Consider the following 16,514-nt stretch of genomic DNA (forward strand, 5'->3'; position numbering starts at 1 on the left):
CTCTCACTTAGGTGCCGCCCGCCCCCGCGCAAGGCGTTTCCCATGGGTGACCGCCGGGGAAGATGCGCCGCCCTTGCCTCAGCCAATGCTCATGAGGCTGGCATTGCCGCCGGCCGCCGCCGTGTTGGTGCTGATCGAGCGCTCCAGCATCAGAAGCTCCAGCGGGTAGAACTCGCCGCGCCCCAGCGCCTCGGCTGTCGTGCCATGCACCATGACGAGGGGCCCCTCGCGTTCGGCGAGCTGCTGGTTGCGGCGGATCAGCGCGTCGCTGTCGCCCTCAAACAGTACCGCGTCGAAAGCGGCGCCCTCCAGCCTCTCGGTGAGCGCGAAAGACGCCTCGAGGCCGGCCGGCAGCGCCGGCAGAGCCGCGCCCTGCAGCAGCACCTTGTTGCCGGTGGCGAGGGCGCTGGCGATCTGCACGGCGAGCCCGTGCTCGGTTGCGGCAAGGCAGAGCACTGTTCCGCGCGGGCTCAGTTCATAGAGATTGCGCTCGCCCACCGGCCCCGCCAGTTCGCGCGTGACGCCGAAGGGCGTGGCGGCCAGCACCCGGCCACAGGCCTCGCGAGTCTCCGGCCGGCTGACGAAATCCGTCCATAGCCGTGCCGGCTCTGGCGCGATGCCCGTGATCGGCGAGCCCTCCGGCCGCATCGCCAGCAAGCGGCCGAGATAGAGCGGCCCGCCCGCCTTCGGCCCCGTGCCTGAAAGCCCATGGCCGCCAAAGGGCTGCACGCCGACGACGGCACCAATGACATTGCGGTTCACATAGAGATTGCCGGCCTCGATTCGCCGGGTGACATGGGCGATGGTCTCGTCGATGCGGGTGTGCAGGCCGAAGGTGAGGCCATAGCCCGTGGCATTGATGGCGGCGATCAGCGCGTCGAGATCCTCGCGCCGGTAGCGCACCACATGCAGCACCGGGCCGAACACCTCGCGGGTGAGCGCGGCGATGTCGTCGAGCTCGATCAGGGTCGGCGGCACGAAGCTGCCATGGCGCGTGGCTTCCGCCAGCTCGACCTGCTCCACGCGATGGCCGGCCTTGCGCATGCGCTGGACATGCGCCTCGATGGTCGCGCGCGCCTCATTGCTGATGACCGGCCCGATATCGGTGGCCAGATGGACGGGATTGCCCACCACCAGCTCCTTCAGCGCGCCGCGCAGCATCTCCAGAATGCGCTCGGCCACGTCCTCCTGCAGGCACAGGATGCGCAGCGCCGAGCAGCGCTGGCCGGCAGAATCGAAGGCCGAGGCGATCACATCCGCCACCACCTGCTCGGCCAGCGCCGAGGAATCGACGATCATCGCGTTCTGCCCGCCGGTTTCGGCGATCAGCGGGATGGTGCGCCCCTCCGGGCTCAGCCGGCCGGCGAGCTGGCGCTGGATCAGCCGCGCCACCTCCGTCGATCCGGTGAACATGACGCCGCGCGTGCGGGCATCGCCAACCAGCGCCGCGCCGACATCGCCCGCACCCGGCACAAGCTGCACCGCGCCGGCCGGCACGCCGGCCTCGCGCAGGATCTCGACCGCCGCCGCGGCGATCAGCGGCGTCTCCTCGGCCGGTTTGGCCACCACCGCATTGCCGGCGGCAAGCGCAGCGGCGACTTGCCCGGTAAAGATGGCGAGCGGGAAGTTCCACGGGCTGATGCAGACCACGGGACCCAGCGGACGGTGGGTCTCGGCGGCAAAATGCGCCCGCACCTCAGCCGCGTAATAGCGCAGGAAATCAACAGCTTCGCGCACTTCGCCAATGGCGTTCGGGAAGGATTTCCCGGCCTCGCGCACGATGAGGCCCAGAAGCGCGGGCAGCCGCGACTCCATGATCTCGGCCGCGCGCATCAGGCATGCCGCGCGCTCGGACGGCGGGGTCGACTGCCAGATCGGCGCATGGGCGTGGGCGATTTCCATGGCGCGGGCGACCACGGCGGGCGTCGCCTCCTCCACCGTGCCGACCGTGTCGCGCCGGTCGGCGGGATTGGTGACGGGGCGCGCGAGACCCTCCGCCGGGCCATCGCCGAGGAGCGGCACGGCGCGCGACGGCGCGGCGCTTCCGGCCAGCAAGGCGGCGGCAAGGGACGCCAGACGCTGCTCATTGGACAGGTCGAGCCCCGCCGAGTTGCGGCGCGCCTCGCCGAACAGATCGGCAGGGGCGGCAATGCGCGGGTGCGGCGCGCCCAGCGGCTCGATACGGCGGGCGACCTCGACCGGGCTCTCGATCAGCTCCTCGACCGGCACGGTCTCATCGGCGATCCGGTTCACGAAGGAAGAGTTGGCGCCGTTCTCCAGCAGGCGGCGCACGAGATAGGCCAGCAGCGTCTCATGCGTCCCCACGGGGGCATAGACGCGGCAGGGCCGACCCAGCTTCTCGCGGCCCACCACCTCCTCATAGAGCGGCTCGCCCATGCCGTGCAGGCACTGAAATTCATATTGCCCGGCATAATAGTTGGCGCCCGCCATTTCCATGACGGTGGCGAGCGTCTGGGCGTTGTGGGTGGCAAATTGCGGGAACACCGCGTCGGGCGCCGCGAGCAGCTTGCGGGCGCAGGCGAGGTAGGAAATGTCGGTGTGGACCTTGCGGGTATAGACGGGAAAGCCCTCCAGCCCATCCACCTGCGCCCGCTTGATCTCGCTGTCCCAATAAGCCCCCTTCACCAGCCGGATCATCAGCCGGTGGTTCGAGCGGCGCGCGAGGTCGATGAGGTAATCAATCACATAAGGGCAGCGCTTCTGGTAGGCCTGGATCACGAAACCGATGCCATTCCAACCACTTAGCCCCTCATCGAAACACAGCGCTTCGAGCAGGTCGAGCGATATCTCAAGCCGGTCGGCCTCCTCGGCGTCGATGTTGAGACCGATGTCGTACTGGCGCGCCAGCTTCGCCAACGCGGCAACACGCGGCAGCAACTCCTTGATAACGCGGTCATATTGCGCGCGGCTGTAACGTGGGTGCAGCGCCGAGAGCTTGATCGAGATACCCGGACCTTCATAGATGCCGCGCCCGGCCGACGCCTTGCCGATGGCGTGGATCGCCTGCTCGTAATCGGCGTAATAGCGCCGCGCATCGGCCTCGGTGGTGGCCGCCTCGCCCAGCATGTCGAAGGAATAGCGGAACCCCTTCGCCTCCATGCGGCGGGAATTGGCCAGCGCCTCGGAGATGGTCTGGCCGGTGACGAACTGCTCGCCCATCATCCGCATGGCGACATCGACACCCTTGCGGATGACCGGTTCGCCGCCCCGGCCGATGAGCTTGGTCAGCGCGCCGGTGAGACCGACCTCGCTCGAGGTGGTCGTCAGCTTGCCGGTGAGGACAAGGCCCCAGGTCGCGGCATTCACGAAGAGCGAGGGGCTATGGCCGAGATGCGACTGCCAATCGCCCTTGCCGATCTTGTCGCGGATCAGCGCGTCGCGTGTCGCCCGGTCGGGGATGCGCAGCAGCGCCTCGGCCAGGCACATCAGCGCGACGCCTTCCTGGCTCGACAGCGAATATTCGTGGATGAGCCCTTCCACGGCCCCCTTCTGCCCCTTCGCCCGGAGCGTCTCAACCAGCCCGCGCGCCCGCGTCTTCGCCGCCTCGGCGCGGGGCGCGGGAAGCTCGGCCGCGCCGATCAACTGCGGCACCGCCTCGGTCTCCGGCATGCGGTAGGCGCCGCTGATGCGGGCGCGCAGCACGCCTTGTGGCTGCACAGCGCGGGCAAAAGGCAGGAACGGGCTCGCCGCCCCCTCCTCCAGCCGCGCCAATCCCGCCCCGACCGGCTCCTCCGCCTGCGGTTGCAACCCGAGTTCGACGCGCCCGACCGCATGGACGATCGCCTGCTTGACCAGCGCGTGAGGGGTGCAACCCTGCTGCTCCGCCGCGGCTTTCAGCCGGGCGCGGAGCTCGTCATCAATCTTCACGCCGATGGTGGTGGCGGACATGGGCAGGACCCTTGAATGGAGACAAGATGAGGGTTGGAGCAGCAGTTGCCCTCCAATACCACAAGGTGCAACCTCCATCAATATGGGTTGCGCCTTGCGATAACCGCCCGCCGCGCACAGGGCTACTGCCTCGCCACGATCGGTGGCGCCAACGCGGGATTTCGGCCGAACGGGGCGTGTTCGGCCGGGTGCGCACCGGCGCGTCGAGGCGCTGAACGCGCTGTCGGACGGAAAAATCGAGGGATGGAGAAGGGCTCGCCCTATGCCGGCGTCGTGAGACCCCGTCAAGGGGCACGGTGGCATTCCGCCTCACGGGAAATGGTGGCCGCCGCGGGACTCGAACCCGCACGCCAGAGGCTCCCGATTTTAAGTCGGGTCTGTCTACCAGTTTCAGCAGGCGGCCGCCGTCTTCGTCTTAGCCCAAGCTGGCGGATGAGGCGAGACGGGCGCCGCGTCGGCATCGCACCGCCCACAGGCAGAGCCGGGCAAGTACCCGGCCCGCGCGTTCGCCTCAGAAAACCCCACCGATGAAGCCGGTCTCGTCGACGAAGATGTTCTCCGCCGCCGGGCGCGAGGGCAGGCCCGGCATGGTCATCACCTCACCAGCGAGGGCGACGACGAAGCCGGCACCGGCGGAAAGGCGCACCTCACGGATCGGCAGCACGAAGCCTTCCGGCGTACCGCGCCGCGTGGGATCGGCCGAGAAGCTGTAAGGTGTCTTCGCCATGCAGATCGGCAGGTCGCCATAGCCCATGGCCTCGAACTCAGCGAGCTTCTTCAGCGCGCCGGGCTCAATGGCGACCGAGCCGGCGCGGTAGATGCGTCGGGCGATGGTGTCGATCTTCTCGGTCAGCGGCAGGTCGCTCTCATAGAGCGGGCGGAACGCGGACGGCCCTTCGGCGAGGCGGACCACCTCCTGCGCCAACGCCAGCGCCCCGGCCGAGCCCTCGGCCCAGTGCGAGCACAGATGCACGCTGGCGCCAACCGCCGCACATGCGGCCTCGATGGCCGCAATCTCGGCCGGCGTGTCGCCGGTGAACCGGTTGATAGCGACCACCGCTGGCAGGCCAAAGGCCTTCATGTTCTCGATATGGCGCACAAGATTGCCGGTGCCGCGGCTGACCGCCTCGACATTCTCCGGCCCGAGATCCTTCTGGGCAACGCCGCCATGCATCTTCAGCGCACGCACGGTCGCCACGATCACCACCGCGCGGGGCGTGAGCCCAGCCTGGCGACATTTGATGTCGAGGAACTTCTCCGCCCCGAGATCGGCGCCGAAGCCGGCTTCCGTAACGACATAATCGGCCAGACCCAGCGCGGCACGGGTCGCGATCACCGAATTGCAGCCATGGGCGATATTGGCGAAGGGGCCGCCATGAACGAGAGCGGGCGTCGCCTCCAGCGTCTGCACAAGATTGGGTTGAAAGGCATCACGCAGCAGCGCCGTCATGGCGCCGGTGATCTTCAGCTGACCGGCGGTGACCGGCTGGCGGGTGCGGGTCTGCGCCACCACCATGCGGCCGAGCCGCTCCTCAAGGTCGTCCAGCGAGCGGGCGAGGCAGAAGATCGCCATCACTTCGGAGGCGACAGTGATGTCGAAGCCATCCTCGCGCGGGAAGCCGTTGCCCGGCCCGCCAAGACCGACGATGACGCTGCGCAGCGCCCGATCGTTGAGATCGACCACGCGACGCCAGCTGATGCGGCGCTGGTCGATGTCGAGCTCATTGCCCCAGTAGATGTGGTTGTCGATGGCCGCGGCGAGCAGATTATGCGCGGCGGTGATGGCGTGGAAATCACCGGTGAAATGCAGGTTGATGTCCTGCATCGGCACGATCTGCGCATGGCCGCCGCCCGTCGCGCCCCCCTTCGAGCCGAAGACAGGACCGAGGCTTGGCTCGCGCAGCGCAATGGCGACGCTCTTGCCGGCACGCGCCAGCGCGTCGCCAAGGCCGATGGTCGTGGTGGTCTTGCCCTCACCCGCCGGCGTCGGGTTGATCGCCGTCACCAGGACCAGCCGTCCATCGGCCCTTGCCGCCGCCTCGCGGGCGAAGCCAAGGGCGATCTTGGCCTTGTGCGGGCCATAGCGGTAGAGCGCCGCGTCCGGCACGCCGAGCCGGGCGCCGATCTCCTCGATCGGACGCGGCTCGACGCCGGCGGCGATGGCGGCATCGCTGTTGGGGTCGATCGTGCGCACGGCGGTGTTCATCGGGGCTCCCGTTGAGAAAAGCCGGTCAGGCGGCTCGCATCCGCTCGGCAAGGATAGCAACGAGCAGCATGCCGCCGAGAACTGACAGATGCTCCATGACGAAGTAAAACTCGACCTGCGCCATCGGCCCTTCCATGGACCAGAAATGATGCGCGATCGGGATGGTGAGGGCGGTGAAGGCGGCGAGTGCCCCCGCACCGAGCCAGGTGGCGCGGTTGAGCAGAATGAGCAGCCCGCCGCCGAGTTGGGTGAGGATGGTCAGCACCGCAAACAGCCAAGGCGGGTTCAGGCCGAAATGGGCCATCTCCGCCTGGGCGCCGGCGAAATCGGTCAGCTTGTTGATGCCACTGCCGAGAAACATGAAGACCAGCAGGAAGCGAGCGACGAATGCGGTCGCGGAAGCACGCAGGATGGTTGAGATGATCGCCGGCGTCATCGGTAGCTTTCCTTAAGGTGAGTGCCGCACCTCTGGGATAGCTCAATCACGCGCGCGTGACGATCCACACCCTGACACCACTACTGCGGACGCCCGCCACCCTCGCCGTCCTGATCCTCGGCTTCCTCCTCCCCTTCCGCCTCCTCGCGCTCACGCGCGGCCTTGGCTTCGGAAATGAAATCGGCGCCGTGCTTCTTGGCCTCGCGCACCGCTTCACCGAGCTCGCGGGCGTAGCGGTCGAGATCGAGCCGCAGGCCGCCGACGGAAGGCTTCTCGGTCTCCGAGGCATAGGCGACCATGCGCAGGGAGAGGCTGAGATCAGCCACGAGATCGGCGATGAAGCCGTCGCTCAGATCATGCTCGTCGGCATAGGCAAGCAGCTGCTCATAGAGCGCCGTGCGGTGGGTATCGAAGGCCTCGTCATAGGCCGCGTCGCTCTCGTCGTCCTCGATGATGTCGTCCGGGCCGGCCATGATGTTCTCCTCGTGCTCAGGCGACGCCGTCGCGGATCGGCGGCTGGAAGCTGAGCCCCATGTCCCACGGGAAATAGATCCAGGTGTCCTGGCTCACTTCCGTGATGAAGGTGTCGATGATCGGCCGTCCTGCCGGCTTTGCATAGACGGTGGCGAAATGCGCGTTGGGCAGCATGGCGCGCACCACCTTGGCGGTGGAGCCGGTATCGACGAGATCGTCGATCACCAGAAGCCCCTGCCCGCCCGGCCCGGCCGCGTCCAGCACGACCTGCGCGATGGGCTTGATGACCTCGGTCTCGCCCTGGTTCTTGTAGTCGTGATAGCTGGCGATGCAGACGCTCTCGATGAGCCTTATGCCCAGCTCGCGCGCCACGATGGCGGCGGGCACGAGGCCGCCGCGGGTGATGCAGACAATGCCGACAAAGGGCCCCGCCCCGGCGAGCCGCCAGGCAAGCGCGCGGGCGTCGCGGTGGAACTGGTCCCAGGAAACGGGGAAGGCCTTGTTCTGGCGGTCGTCGGACATCGTAGCGTGCATCCCGGCGGCAAGGGCGACTTTACCGAGAGCATTAGCTTGAGCGCGCCGGCTTCTCCAGTGCCGCCGGGCAGAATTCCCCGCCTTAGCGGCGGTAGCGCGCCGCTGCCGGTGCGTTACGTATCCTGTCCCCAGCGCTGCACGGTGAGCCGGGTGATGGTGGTAAAGATCAGCGCCTCGACCAGAAGACCGATGAGGATGACGGCGAGCAGCCCGGCAAAGACATTGGCCGTCTCAAGCTGGGCACGGTTGGTGAAGATGAACCAGCCGAGCCCGCCGGCGCGCGCGCTGGCACCGAACACCATCTCGGCGGCGATGAGGGTGCGCCAGGCGAAGGCCCAGCCGAGCCTCAGCCCCGAAAGAATGTGCGGCAGCGCGGCCGGCACCAGCAGCGCGATCACATAGGAGGGGCCGGACAGGCCGATATTGCGGCCGGCCATGCGTAGCGTCGGCGGCACCGCGCGAAAGCCGGTATGGCAGGCCAGCGCCAGCGGCCAGAGCACCGCATGGACGATGACGAAGACGAGGCTGGAGGTTCCCACACCAAACCACAGCAGCGCCACCGGCAGCAGCGCGATGGCCGGCAGCGGGTTGAACATGGAGGTGAGCAGGCCGAGCAGGCTCTCGCCCCAGCGACTGAGCGCCGCCAGCGCGGTGATGAGCGCGGCGATGGCGACGCCGATGCCATAGCCCGACAGCAGCACGATGAGCGAGGCCAGGACACGGTCCGGCAATTCCCCCGTGCGCGTGGTGTCCCACAGCGCCTGCAGCGTCTCGAGGAAGGTCGGCAGCAGCAGCGAATTGCCGAGCCAGCGGGCATAGGCCTCCCAGCCGAGCGCCAGCGCGACAAGGATGATCGCCTTGCGCGCCCCGGCGCCCAGCGCCAGCGGCCGCCGCAATGGCTCCACAACCGGCCCGCGCGACACTGGCGACGCAGAAAGGGACGTGTCAGACATGGGCAATCTCGTCGGTGAGCCGGTGAACAGCGTCGGCATCCTCGCTCGGGGGCGGACGCTGCCCACCGAAAATGCGCGACTGGATGTCGGCCTCGAGCGCGCCGAAGGCGGGGCTGCCGCGCCGGCGGGCGGCATCGGGCACGATGTATTCGGCACTCAGCCGCCCAGGATGCGGCGTCATCACCAGCACCCGCGTGCCGACATGCAGCGCCTCGTCGATGCCATGGGTGACGAAAAGACAGGTCGCGCCGGTTTCCTCGCACAGCGCCAGCAACTCGTCCTGCATCCGCCGGCGCGACAGCGCGTCGAGCGCGGCGAAGGGCTCGTCCATCAGCAGGATGGCCGGCTGCACGGCGAAGGCGCGGGCAATCGCCACGCGCTGCTTCATGCCGCCGGAGAGCGTGTGTGGATAGGCATCGGCGAAGGCGCCAAGGCCGACGCGCTCGGCCCAGTGCAAGGCCCGTTCGCGCGCCTCGGCCTTCGACAGGCCCCGCGCCCGGCGCAGCGCGAAGCTGATATTGCCGCTCACCGTGCGCCACGGCAGAAGCTGGTCGAACTCCTGGAACACCACCATGCGGTCCGGCCCCGGCCCGCGCACCGCCTGACCGTTCAGGCGGATTTCGCCGGCGGCGAGCTTGATGAAGCCACCCACCGCGCGCAGCAGCGTGGACTTGCCACAGCCGGAGGGCCCGAGCAGCGCCAGCCGCTCACCCGTGGCGATGGTGAAGGACACATCCTCCACCGCCGTCACCACGCCGGCCTCGGTCGCGTAGCGCAGGCTCACCCGATCGACATCGAGCGCCGGACGGGTCGGTGCCCGCTGTGCCGAAAGGGATGGCGGGGTCTCGGGCGCGGCGCGGTCCGGCGTGAGCGCCATCAGCTCAGCTCCCACCGCGATCATGCAGGCCCGACTGGAACAGCTCTTTCCAGCCCGGCTTCTGCTTGATCAGGCCGATGCGGTACTCGAACTCGGTGAAGACGTCGACGCGCTCGGGCACGGTGGTGAAGTTGATCTGCGGGTCGCGAATGATGCTCTCGATCAGCGCCGGATCGAGCTTGGAGTTTTCCGCCTTGATGTAGAGCTTGGCGGCCTCGGCGGGGTTGGCCTTGATCCAGGCATTGGCCTCGTCGAGCGCGGCGACGAAGGCGGCGACCGTCTTGGGGTTGTCGGTGGCGAACTTCTTGGTGCCGTAGACCACGTTGAACGTGTGCGGCCCGCCGAGCACGTCATAGCTGTTCAGCACGGCATGGACCTTGTCGCTCGCCAGCTGCTGCTGGACGAAGGGCGGCGAGGTGAAATGGGCGGTGATGCCGCCCGTGCCCGACAGGATGGCCGTGGTCGCGTCGGGATGCGGCAGGCTCACCGTCAGATGGTCGAGCTTGTCATACTGGCCAAAGGCCTTGTCGGCGGCGATCTGCAGCACGATCGGCTGGAAGCCGACCTTCACCGAGGGCAGCGCGATGCGGTCAGTGTCGGTGAAGTCCTTGATAGTCTTCACATTCGGATTGTTCGTGGTGAGCACGTTCGGCATCGAGCCGAGCGAGGAGATCAGCACGATATCGACTTTGCCGCGCGTCTTGTCCCAGGTGAGAATGGCCGGGGCGACGCCCGCCGTGGCGAAATCCAGCCCGCCGGAGATCAGCGCGTCATTCATCGCGGCGGCGCCGGAGAGGCGCAGCCACTCGACCTTGAGATCCGGCACGCCGGCGGCGGCGGCCTTGGTCTCGATGAGCTGCTGCTCCTTGGCGACGATCAGCGGCAGGAAGGCGATGCCGAACTGCTGGGCGATGCGAAGCTGGTTGGTCTCGGCCTGCGCCGGCGTGCCGCCCAGCGTGCCGGTGAGCACGATCGACGTGGTGAGCGCCGCCAGTGCGGCAGCGCGGGCAAAAGCGCGGAAGCGCATGAATGTCTCCATCTCAACGAGGTGGAGACGAATGTCGTGGTTTCGTCTACCAAGTCAATAGACTTTACCTACTACGCTGACAGGCCCGCCCGCACCCGCGCCACCATCGTCTCGACCGCAGCCACGGCGGCGGCGAGCTGGTCGGGGTCGCGCGAGCGCACGACGAGGTTGGTGTTGGGCCGGCCGTCTTCCGCCATGAACGGGTAGCTGCCGATGGTCACGCCCGGATGGGCCAGCGCCACCTCCTTCAGCGGCCCGCCAATATCGCCTTCCTTGGCATGAGCCGGCACCGTCTGGGAGAGCATGCGCACGCCGGTGGTGAGCTTCGGTGCCACCTCGTCCAGCATCGCCTGCATGATGGTGGGCACGCCGGCCATGACGATGACATTGCCGATCCAGAAGCCCGGCGCCTTGGAGACCGGGTTCGGCACCAGCGCGGCGCCGGCCGGGATACGCGCCATGCGCAGCCGCGCCTCATTGAGATCGGCCTCGGGAATGCGCTCCAGCAGCATGGCCCGCGCGCGCGGATCGACATCGATGGTGACGCCAAACGCCTTCGCCACCGCGTCGGCGGTGATGTCGTCATGCGTCGGCCCGATGCCGCCGGTGGTGAACACATAGGTGTAGCGGGCGCGCAGGGCGTTCAGCGCGGCGACGATCTCGCCCTCGATGTCGGGCACGACGCGCACCTCGGAAAGGTCGATGCCGAGGGCGGTGAGGTACTCGGCGATATAGCCGATGTTGCGGTCCTTGGTCCGCCCCGAGAGGATCTCGTCGCCGATGACCAGGAGCCCCGCCGTCACCGCCTCTGCCTGCTCGACCATCCGATTCTACTCCTGCTTTCCGTAAAGGCGCCTAGAAACGCCGCAAATGATCGCAGCACCCGCCATATAGAGCGGCACGACGCCCGCAAAATAGGCATTTGACGCGCCCCATGGCGATATTCGCCGTCCGGGTTGTTCCGCCTCTTCCGCTGGCACGACGTTTGTAGCTAACTTCCACGAGTTGGGGAGTGAATTTGCACCTATGAGCGTCGCATTCGACGAGATGACCAATGCGGACGGCTCGATCCGCGCCGCCTACACCACCCTCGCACGCTGGCTGAAGGATGTGCCGCCAGACGTGCTCGACTACCGACGCAAGGAGGCCGAGTTCATCTTCCGACGCATCGGCATCACCTTCGCGGTGTATGGCGACAGCGACGCGCAGGAACGGCTGATCCCCTTCGACATCATCCCCCGCATCCTCACCAATGGGGAATGGGGGCGGCTTTCCAAGGGCCTGGAGCAGCGCACCAAGGCGCTCAACCTCTACATCAAGGATGTCTACTCCAAGCGCGACATCCTGCGCGCCGGCGTGGTGCCCGAGGATCTGGTCTACCAGAACCCGGTGTTCCGCCCGGAGATGAACGGCCAGAAGGTGCCGCACGACCTTTACGTCCACATTGCCGGCATCGACGTGGTGCGGGTGGACGCTGACACCTTCTACGTGCTGGAAGACAATGCCCGCACGCCCTCCGGCGTCTCCTACATGCTGGAGAACCGCGAGATCATGATGCGGCTCTTCCCGGAGCTGTTTGCCGAGAACCGCGTCGCGCCGGTGGAGAATTACACGGACGAACTTCTCGCCACGCTCAAATCGCTCGCCCCGACCACGGCGACGAGCGATCCGGTGGTGGTGGTGCTGACGCCCGGCATCTACAATTCCGCCTATTACGAGCACTCCTTCCTCGCCGACAAGCTGGGCGTGGAACTGGTGGAAGGCCGCGACCTCTTCGTGCGCAACGACGTGGTCTATATGCGCACCACCGAGGGCCCGCGCCGGGTGGATGTGATCTACCGCCGGCTCGACGACGATTTCATCGACCCCCTCGCCTTCCGGCCGGACAGCGCGCTCGGCGTGCCCGGGCTGATGAGCGCCTATAATGCCGGCAACGTCACGCTGACCAACGCGGTCGGCACCGGCGTTGCCGACGACAAGGCGGTCTACAGCTACATGCCCGAGATCATCCGCTTCTATCTCGGCGAGGAGCCGCTGCTGAAAAACGTGCCGACCTGGCGCTGCCGTGAGGCGGACCACCTGAACTATGTGCTCGATCACCTCAACGAGCTGGTGGTGAAGGAAGTTCACGGCTCCGGCGGCTACGGCATGCTGATCGGCCCGCGCGCCGACAAGGCGCAGATCGAGCTGTTCCGCGCCAAGCTGAAGCAAGATCCCACCAACTTCATCGCCCAGCCGACGCTGGCGCTGTCCACCTGCCCGACCTTCGTCGAGGAAGGCATCGCGCCGCGCCATGTCGATCTACGCCCCTTCGTGCTCACCGGCTCCGACCGCACCCGCATCGTGCCGGGCGGCCTCACCCGCGTCGCGCTCGAGGAAGGTTCGCTGGTGGTGAATTCGAGCCAGGGCGGCGGGACCAAGGACACCTGGGTGCTGGAGGAGAGCTGACGCGGGCTGCGATCTGACCGTCATCCCGGACGGCCGCAGGCCGATCCGGGATCGTCCGTTAACTGGTGAACGATCCCGGCTCTTCGCTTCGCTGCGGCCGGGATGACCTTGGGTGGGAGCGCATAGACAGATGCCGATTGAAACATGGCTGGCCTTCGTCGCCGCCTCGGCGGTCCTTCTGGTCATTCCCGGACCGACGATCCTGCTCGTCGTCTCCTATGCGCTCGGCCAGGGCCGCAAGGTGGCGCTGCCGGTGGCGACCGGCGTCGCGCTCGGCGACTTCACCGCGATGACGCTCTCCATGCTGGGCCTCGGCGCGCTGCTCGCCACCTCGGCGACGCTGTTCACCGTGCTCAAATGGATCGGTGCGCTCTATCTCATCTGGCTCGGCATCAAGCTCTGGCGGGCCGGCGGCACGCCGCTCATTGGCGAAGCCCGCACCACCGGCCGGCCGCTCGGCATGTTGCTGCACGCCTGGATCGTCACCGCGCTGAACCCGAAGAGCATCACCTTCTTCGTGGCCTTCCTGCCGCAATTCCTCGATCCCGCCGGCGACTTCCTCACCCAGATGGCGATCTTCGAGACCACCTTCCTCGTGCTCGCCGCCACCAATGCCTTCGGCTACGCGCTCATTGCGGGCCGGCTGCGCGGCGCCATCGGCACGCCGCGCATCGTCGCCGCCATCAATCGGATCGGTGGCACTCTCCTGATCGGGGCGGGCGTCGCGACGCTCGCCTGGCGTAACGCGAAATAGAACGCGGGTTCCCATGCTTTCTCGCACAGCCGACAATCTCTACTGGCTCGCCCGCTACATGGAGCGCGCCGACTGCCTTGCCCGCATTCTCGATGTGACGCAGCGCCTCGCGCAGCTTCCCGCGGCCTATGGCGGCTCGACCAATGAGTGGCGCTCGGCGCTGCTCACCGCCGGCTGCGCCGACCTGTTCAAGCAGGTGCATGGCGACGAGGCGACGGAGCAGAACGTCATCTCCTTCCTCGCCTTCGCGCCGGAGAACCCCTCCTCGATCCGCAACTGCTTCGAGATCGCCCGCACCAATGCCCGCTCGGTGCGCACGGCGCTCACCATCGAGATGTGGGAGACCATCAACTCCGCCTGGCTGGAGCTGAAGCGCTATTCCACCAAGAGCATGACGCGCGAGGAGCTGGCCCGCTTCCTCTCCTTCGTGAAGGAGACCTCGCTGCGCTTCGACGGTGCCGCCTACCGCACCATGCTGCGCAATGACGCCTTCTGGTTTTCGCGCGTGGGCATGTATGTCGAGCGCGCGGACAACACGGCGCGCATCCTCGACGTGAAATATCATGTGCTGCTGCCGGATTCCGAGCATGTCGGCGGGCCGCTCGACTATTTCCAGTGGACCTCGATCCTGCGCTCGGTGTCGGCGCTGACGTCCTTCCACTGGGTCTACCGCGAGAGCGTGAAGCCCTGGCTGGTGGCGGATCTGTTGATCCTCAACGCGCAGATGCCGCGCTCGCTCACCAGTTGCTACCAGAACATCACGCGCTATCTCGATGACATCGCCGCCTATTACGGCCGGCAGGGCACAGCGCAGCGTCTCGCCCGCTCCACCCTCACCCGGCTCGGCAACAGCCGGATGGAGGACGTGTTCCAGACCGGGCTGCACGAGTATATCGACGGCTTCGTCGTCGAGAATAACCGGCTCGGTTCGACCGTTGCCGAACAATATCTCCTGTAATTCCGGGTCGACCGCCGCGTCATGCGTATCCATGTGAAGCACGCCACCATCTATACCTACGATCCGCCGGCCAATGGCGCGATCCAGACGCTGCGCCTCACGCCGCGCAACCATGACGGTCAATATGTCGTCTCCTGGCGCATCGACGTGTCGGAAAGCTGCCGGTTGCGGGCGCATGAGGACGCGTTCGGCAACCTCACCCACACTTTCGCGGTAGAGGGGCCGATCTCGGAGCTACGCGTGATCGTCGAGGGCGAGGTCGAGACACAGGACACGTCCGGCGTGGTGCGTGGCGTGAAGGAGCGTTTCCCGGCCTCGCTCTATATGCGCGAGACCGACCTCACCGTCGCCGACCCGGCCCTGCGCGCCTTCGCCGAACAGGCGGCCGCCGGTATTGAGGACCGCATCGCCAAGCTGCACGCGCTGATGGAAGCGATCGGCGCCCATATGACCTTCGATCCCGAACCGACGCAGGCGACCACCACCGCCAAGGAAGCCTTCGCGCTGAAGCGCGGCGTGTGCCAGGATTACGCGCATATCTTCATCGCCGGGGCGCGCCACATCGGCATCCCTGCCCGCTACGCCAGCGGCTACATCGTCACCGACGGCGCGGCACAATCGCAGACGCAGGGCCTCATCCAGCTCCAGGGGGCCTCCGCGCAGGCCGGCCATGGCTGGGCCGAGGCCTATGTGGAGGGTCTGGGCTGGGTCGGGTTCGATCCGGCCAATCTCCAGTGCCCGACCGAGGCCTATGTGCGGCTCGCCGTGGGGCTCGACTATCTCGGCGCCGCTCCGGTGCGCGGCAACCGCTATGGGGGCGGCGAGGAAAATCTCTCCGTCGCTCTCACCGTCGACCAGTCGAGCCGGCAGATTCAGGGCTGACGGTTGCCGGCCGCAAAAGCGCCCCGCTATAAGGGCGCGTAATGGGATGCCGCGCGCCACAGGGCCGTGGCCAGGGGGAAGTGCCTTCGATGACCTATTGTTGTGGTCTTCTGGTGCGTGACGGCCTCGTCATGATTGCCGATACCCGGACCAATGCCGGGCTCGACAACATCTCGACCTTCCGCAAGCTGCACGTCTTCGAGGAACCGGGCCGCCACATCATGGCGCTGGCGACGGCGGGAAACCTGTCGATCTCGCAGGCCGTCATCAGCACCCTGCAGGAGGGGCTGGAGAACCCGGAGACCGGCAAGAAGGACACGCTGACCAGCGTCAGCAGCATGTTCCGCGCGACGCAGCTCGTCGGCGCGGCCATCCGTCATGTCCATCGTCTCTATGGCGAGGGCCTGAAGGAATCCGACATCCGCTTCGACGTCTCCTTCCTGTTCGGCGGACAGGTGAATGGCGGGCGGCTGCGGCTGTTCATGATTTACGCCGCTGGCAATTTCATTGAATGCACCGCCGACACCCCCTTCCTGCAGATCGGCGAGCACAAATATGGCAAGCCGGTGCTGGACCGCTCCATCACCTTCGAGACCGACCTGTATGACGCGCTGAAGTCGGGCCTGATCTCGATGGATTCGACCATGCGCTCCAATCTCGGTGTCGGCATGCCCATCGACATTCTGGTGGCGCGCCGAGATGGCGGGCAGTCGGAGCTGAATTACCGCATCGAGCCGGGCGAGCCCTATTTCCACGATCTGCGCGAGCGGTGGTCGGCCGCGCTGCGCGCCGCCCACACCTCGATCCCCCGCCCGCCCTATGGGCGAAACCGCTAGAAGGGCGTGAACGCGCGAAAGCCGCCGATGCAGGTGCACCGGCGGCTCTCGTCTTGCGATTGTCCTGTCACCCGTCAGGTGAGCAGATACAGCAGGATGATGATCGGAATCGGAATACCGATGAGCCACATCAGAATAGCGGGCATGATCGCTCTCCTCGACTGAGTAATTCACGGGCGGTGACGTATGGTTTCACCGCGTTCGACTTGACTGTCGCCCT

The 16,514-nt window shown here is 67.0% G+C and carries 14 protein-coding genes and 1 tRNA gene; 5 read left to right on the forward strand and 10 right to left on the reverse strand.

Going from position 1 to position 16,514, the window contains the following annotated elements; genetic code table 11:
- Positions 1-78 precede the first annotated feature (78 nt).
- The 10 genes from putA to AncyloWKF20_RS06930 form a co-directional block, all read right to left on the reverse strand.
- On the reverse strand, positions 79-3,909 hold the full coding sequence (putA, locus tag AncyloWKF20_RS06885; RefSeq protein WP_279317143.1) for a trifunctional transcriptional regulator/proline dehydrogenase/L-glutamate gamma-semialdehyde dehydrogenase: 3,831 nt from the start codon (positions 3,907-3,909) through the stop codon (positions 79-81).
- 319 nt (positions 3,910-4,228) lie between these two features.
- A tRNA-Leu gene (locus AncyloWKF20_RS06890) sits at positions 4,229-4,312 on the reverse strand.
- Between the two features lie 108 nt (positions 4,313-4,420).
- On the reverse strand, positions 4,421-6,115 hold the full coding sequence (locus AncyloWKF20_RS06895) for a formate--tetrahydrofolate ligase (RefSeq protein WP_279317144.1): 1,695 nt from the start codon (positions 6,113-6,115) through the stop codon (positions 4,421-4,423).
- Between the two features lie 25 nt (positions 6,116-6,140).
- A complete protein-coding gene (locus AncyloWKF20_RS06900; protein WP_279317145.1) occupies positions 6,141-6,551 on the reverse strand; it encodes a DoxX family protein in 411 nt (136 codons plus the stop codon).
- Positions 6,552-6,631: 80 nt separating this feature from the next.
- The gene (locus AncyloWKF20_RS06905; RefSeq protein WP_279317146.1) at positions 6,632-7,024 is read right to left on the reverse strand and encodes a hypothetical protein; all 393 of its coding nucleotides are present in this window, start codon (positions 7,022-7,024) and stop codon (positions 6,632-6,634) included.
- 16 nt (positions 7,025-7,040) lie between these two features.
- Positions 7,041-7,547, reverse strand: a complete 507-nt coding sequence (gpt, locus tag AncyloWKF20_RS06910) for a xanthine phosphoribosyltransferase (RefSeq protein ID WP_279317147.1) — start codon at positions 7,545-7,547, stop codon at positions 7,041-7,043.
- A gap of 125 nt (positions 7,548-7,672) precedes the next feature.
- On the reverse strand, positions 7,673-8,512 hold the full coding sequence (locus AncyloWKF20_RS06915; protein ID WP_279317148.1) for an ABC transporter permease: 840 nt from the start codon (positions 8,510-8,512) through the stop codon (positions 7,673-7,675).
- On the reverse strand, positions 8,505-9,389 hold the full coding sequence (locus tag AncyloWKF20_RS06920) for an ABC transporter ATP-binding protein (RefSeq protein WP_279317149.1): 885 nt from the start codon (positions 9,387-9,389) through the stop codon (positions 8,505-8,507). The genes AncyloWKF20_RS06915 and AncyloWKF20_RS06920 overlap by 8 nt, the downstream gene beginning before the upstream one ends.
- Positions 9,390-9,393: 4 nt before the next feature.
- Entirely contained in the window at positions 9,394-10,416 is a 1,023-nt protein-coding gene (locus AncyloWKF20_RS06925) for an ABC transporter substrate-binding protein (RefSeq protein WP_279317150.1), read from the reverse strand.
- A 71-nt stretch (positions 10,417-10,487) separates the two neighbouring features.
- Positions 10,488-11,240, reverse strand: coding sequence for a molybdopterin-binding protein (locus AncyloWKF20_RS06930; RefSeq protein ID WP_279317151.1), 753 nt, complete (start codon positions 11,238-11,240; stop codon positions 10,488-10,490).
- Between the two features lie 202 nt (positions 11,241-11,442).
- Between AncyloWKF20_RS06930 and AncyloWKF20_RS06935 the strand changes: the two genes are divergently transcribed.
- The 5 genes from AncyloWKF20_RS06935 to AncyloWKF20_RS06955 all read left to right on the forward strand — a co-directional run bounded on the left by AncyloWKF20_RS06935 (position 11,443) and on the right by AncyloWKF20_RS06955 (position 16,294).
- Positions 11,443-12,864 (forward strand): circularly permuted type 2 ATP-grasp protein, encoded by a 1,422-nt coding sequence (locus AncyloWKF20_RS06935; RefSeq protein WP_279317152.1) that lies wholly within the window; start codon positions 11,443-11,445, stop codon positions 12,862-12,864.
- Positions 12,865-12,994: 130 nt separating this feature from the next.
- Positions 12,995-13,618 (forward strand): LysE family translocator, encoded by a 624-nt coding sequence (locus AncyloWKF20_RS06940; RefSeq protein WP_279317153.1) that lies wholly within the window; start codon positions 12,995-12,997, stop codon positions 13,616-13,618.
- Between the two features lie 13 nt (positions 13,619-13,631).
- Complete coding sequence (locus tag AncyloWKF20_RS06945; protein ID WP_279317154.1) at positions 13,632-14,576, forward strand: alpha-E domain-containing protein; 945 nt, start codon at positions 13,632-13,634, stop codon at positions 14,574-14,576.
- A gap of 21 nt (positions 14,577-14,597) precedes the next feature.
- Positions 14,598-15,458, forward strand: a complete 861-nt coding sequence (locus AncyloWKF20_RS06950) for a transglutaminase family protein (RefSeq protein ID WP_279317155.1) — start codon at positions 14,598-14,600, stop codon at positions 15,456-15,458.
- 89 nt (positions 15,459-15,547) lie between these two features.
- Positions 15,548-16,294: a peptidase gene (locus tag AncyloWKF20_RS06955; RefSeq protein ID WP_267582121.1), complete on the forward strand. Its 747-nt coding sequence runs from the start codon at positions 15,548-15,550 to the stop codon at positions 16,292-16,294.
- The last annotated feature ends 220 nt before the right edge of the window (positions 16,295-16,514 follow it).

Origin of the sequence: Ancylobacter sp. WKF20 (assembly GCF_029760895.1) — a bacterium.
Lineage (GTDB): Bacteria > Pseudomonadota > Alphaproteobacteria > Rhizobiales > Xanthobacteraceae > Ancylobacter.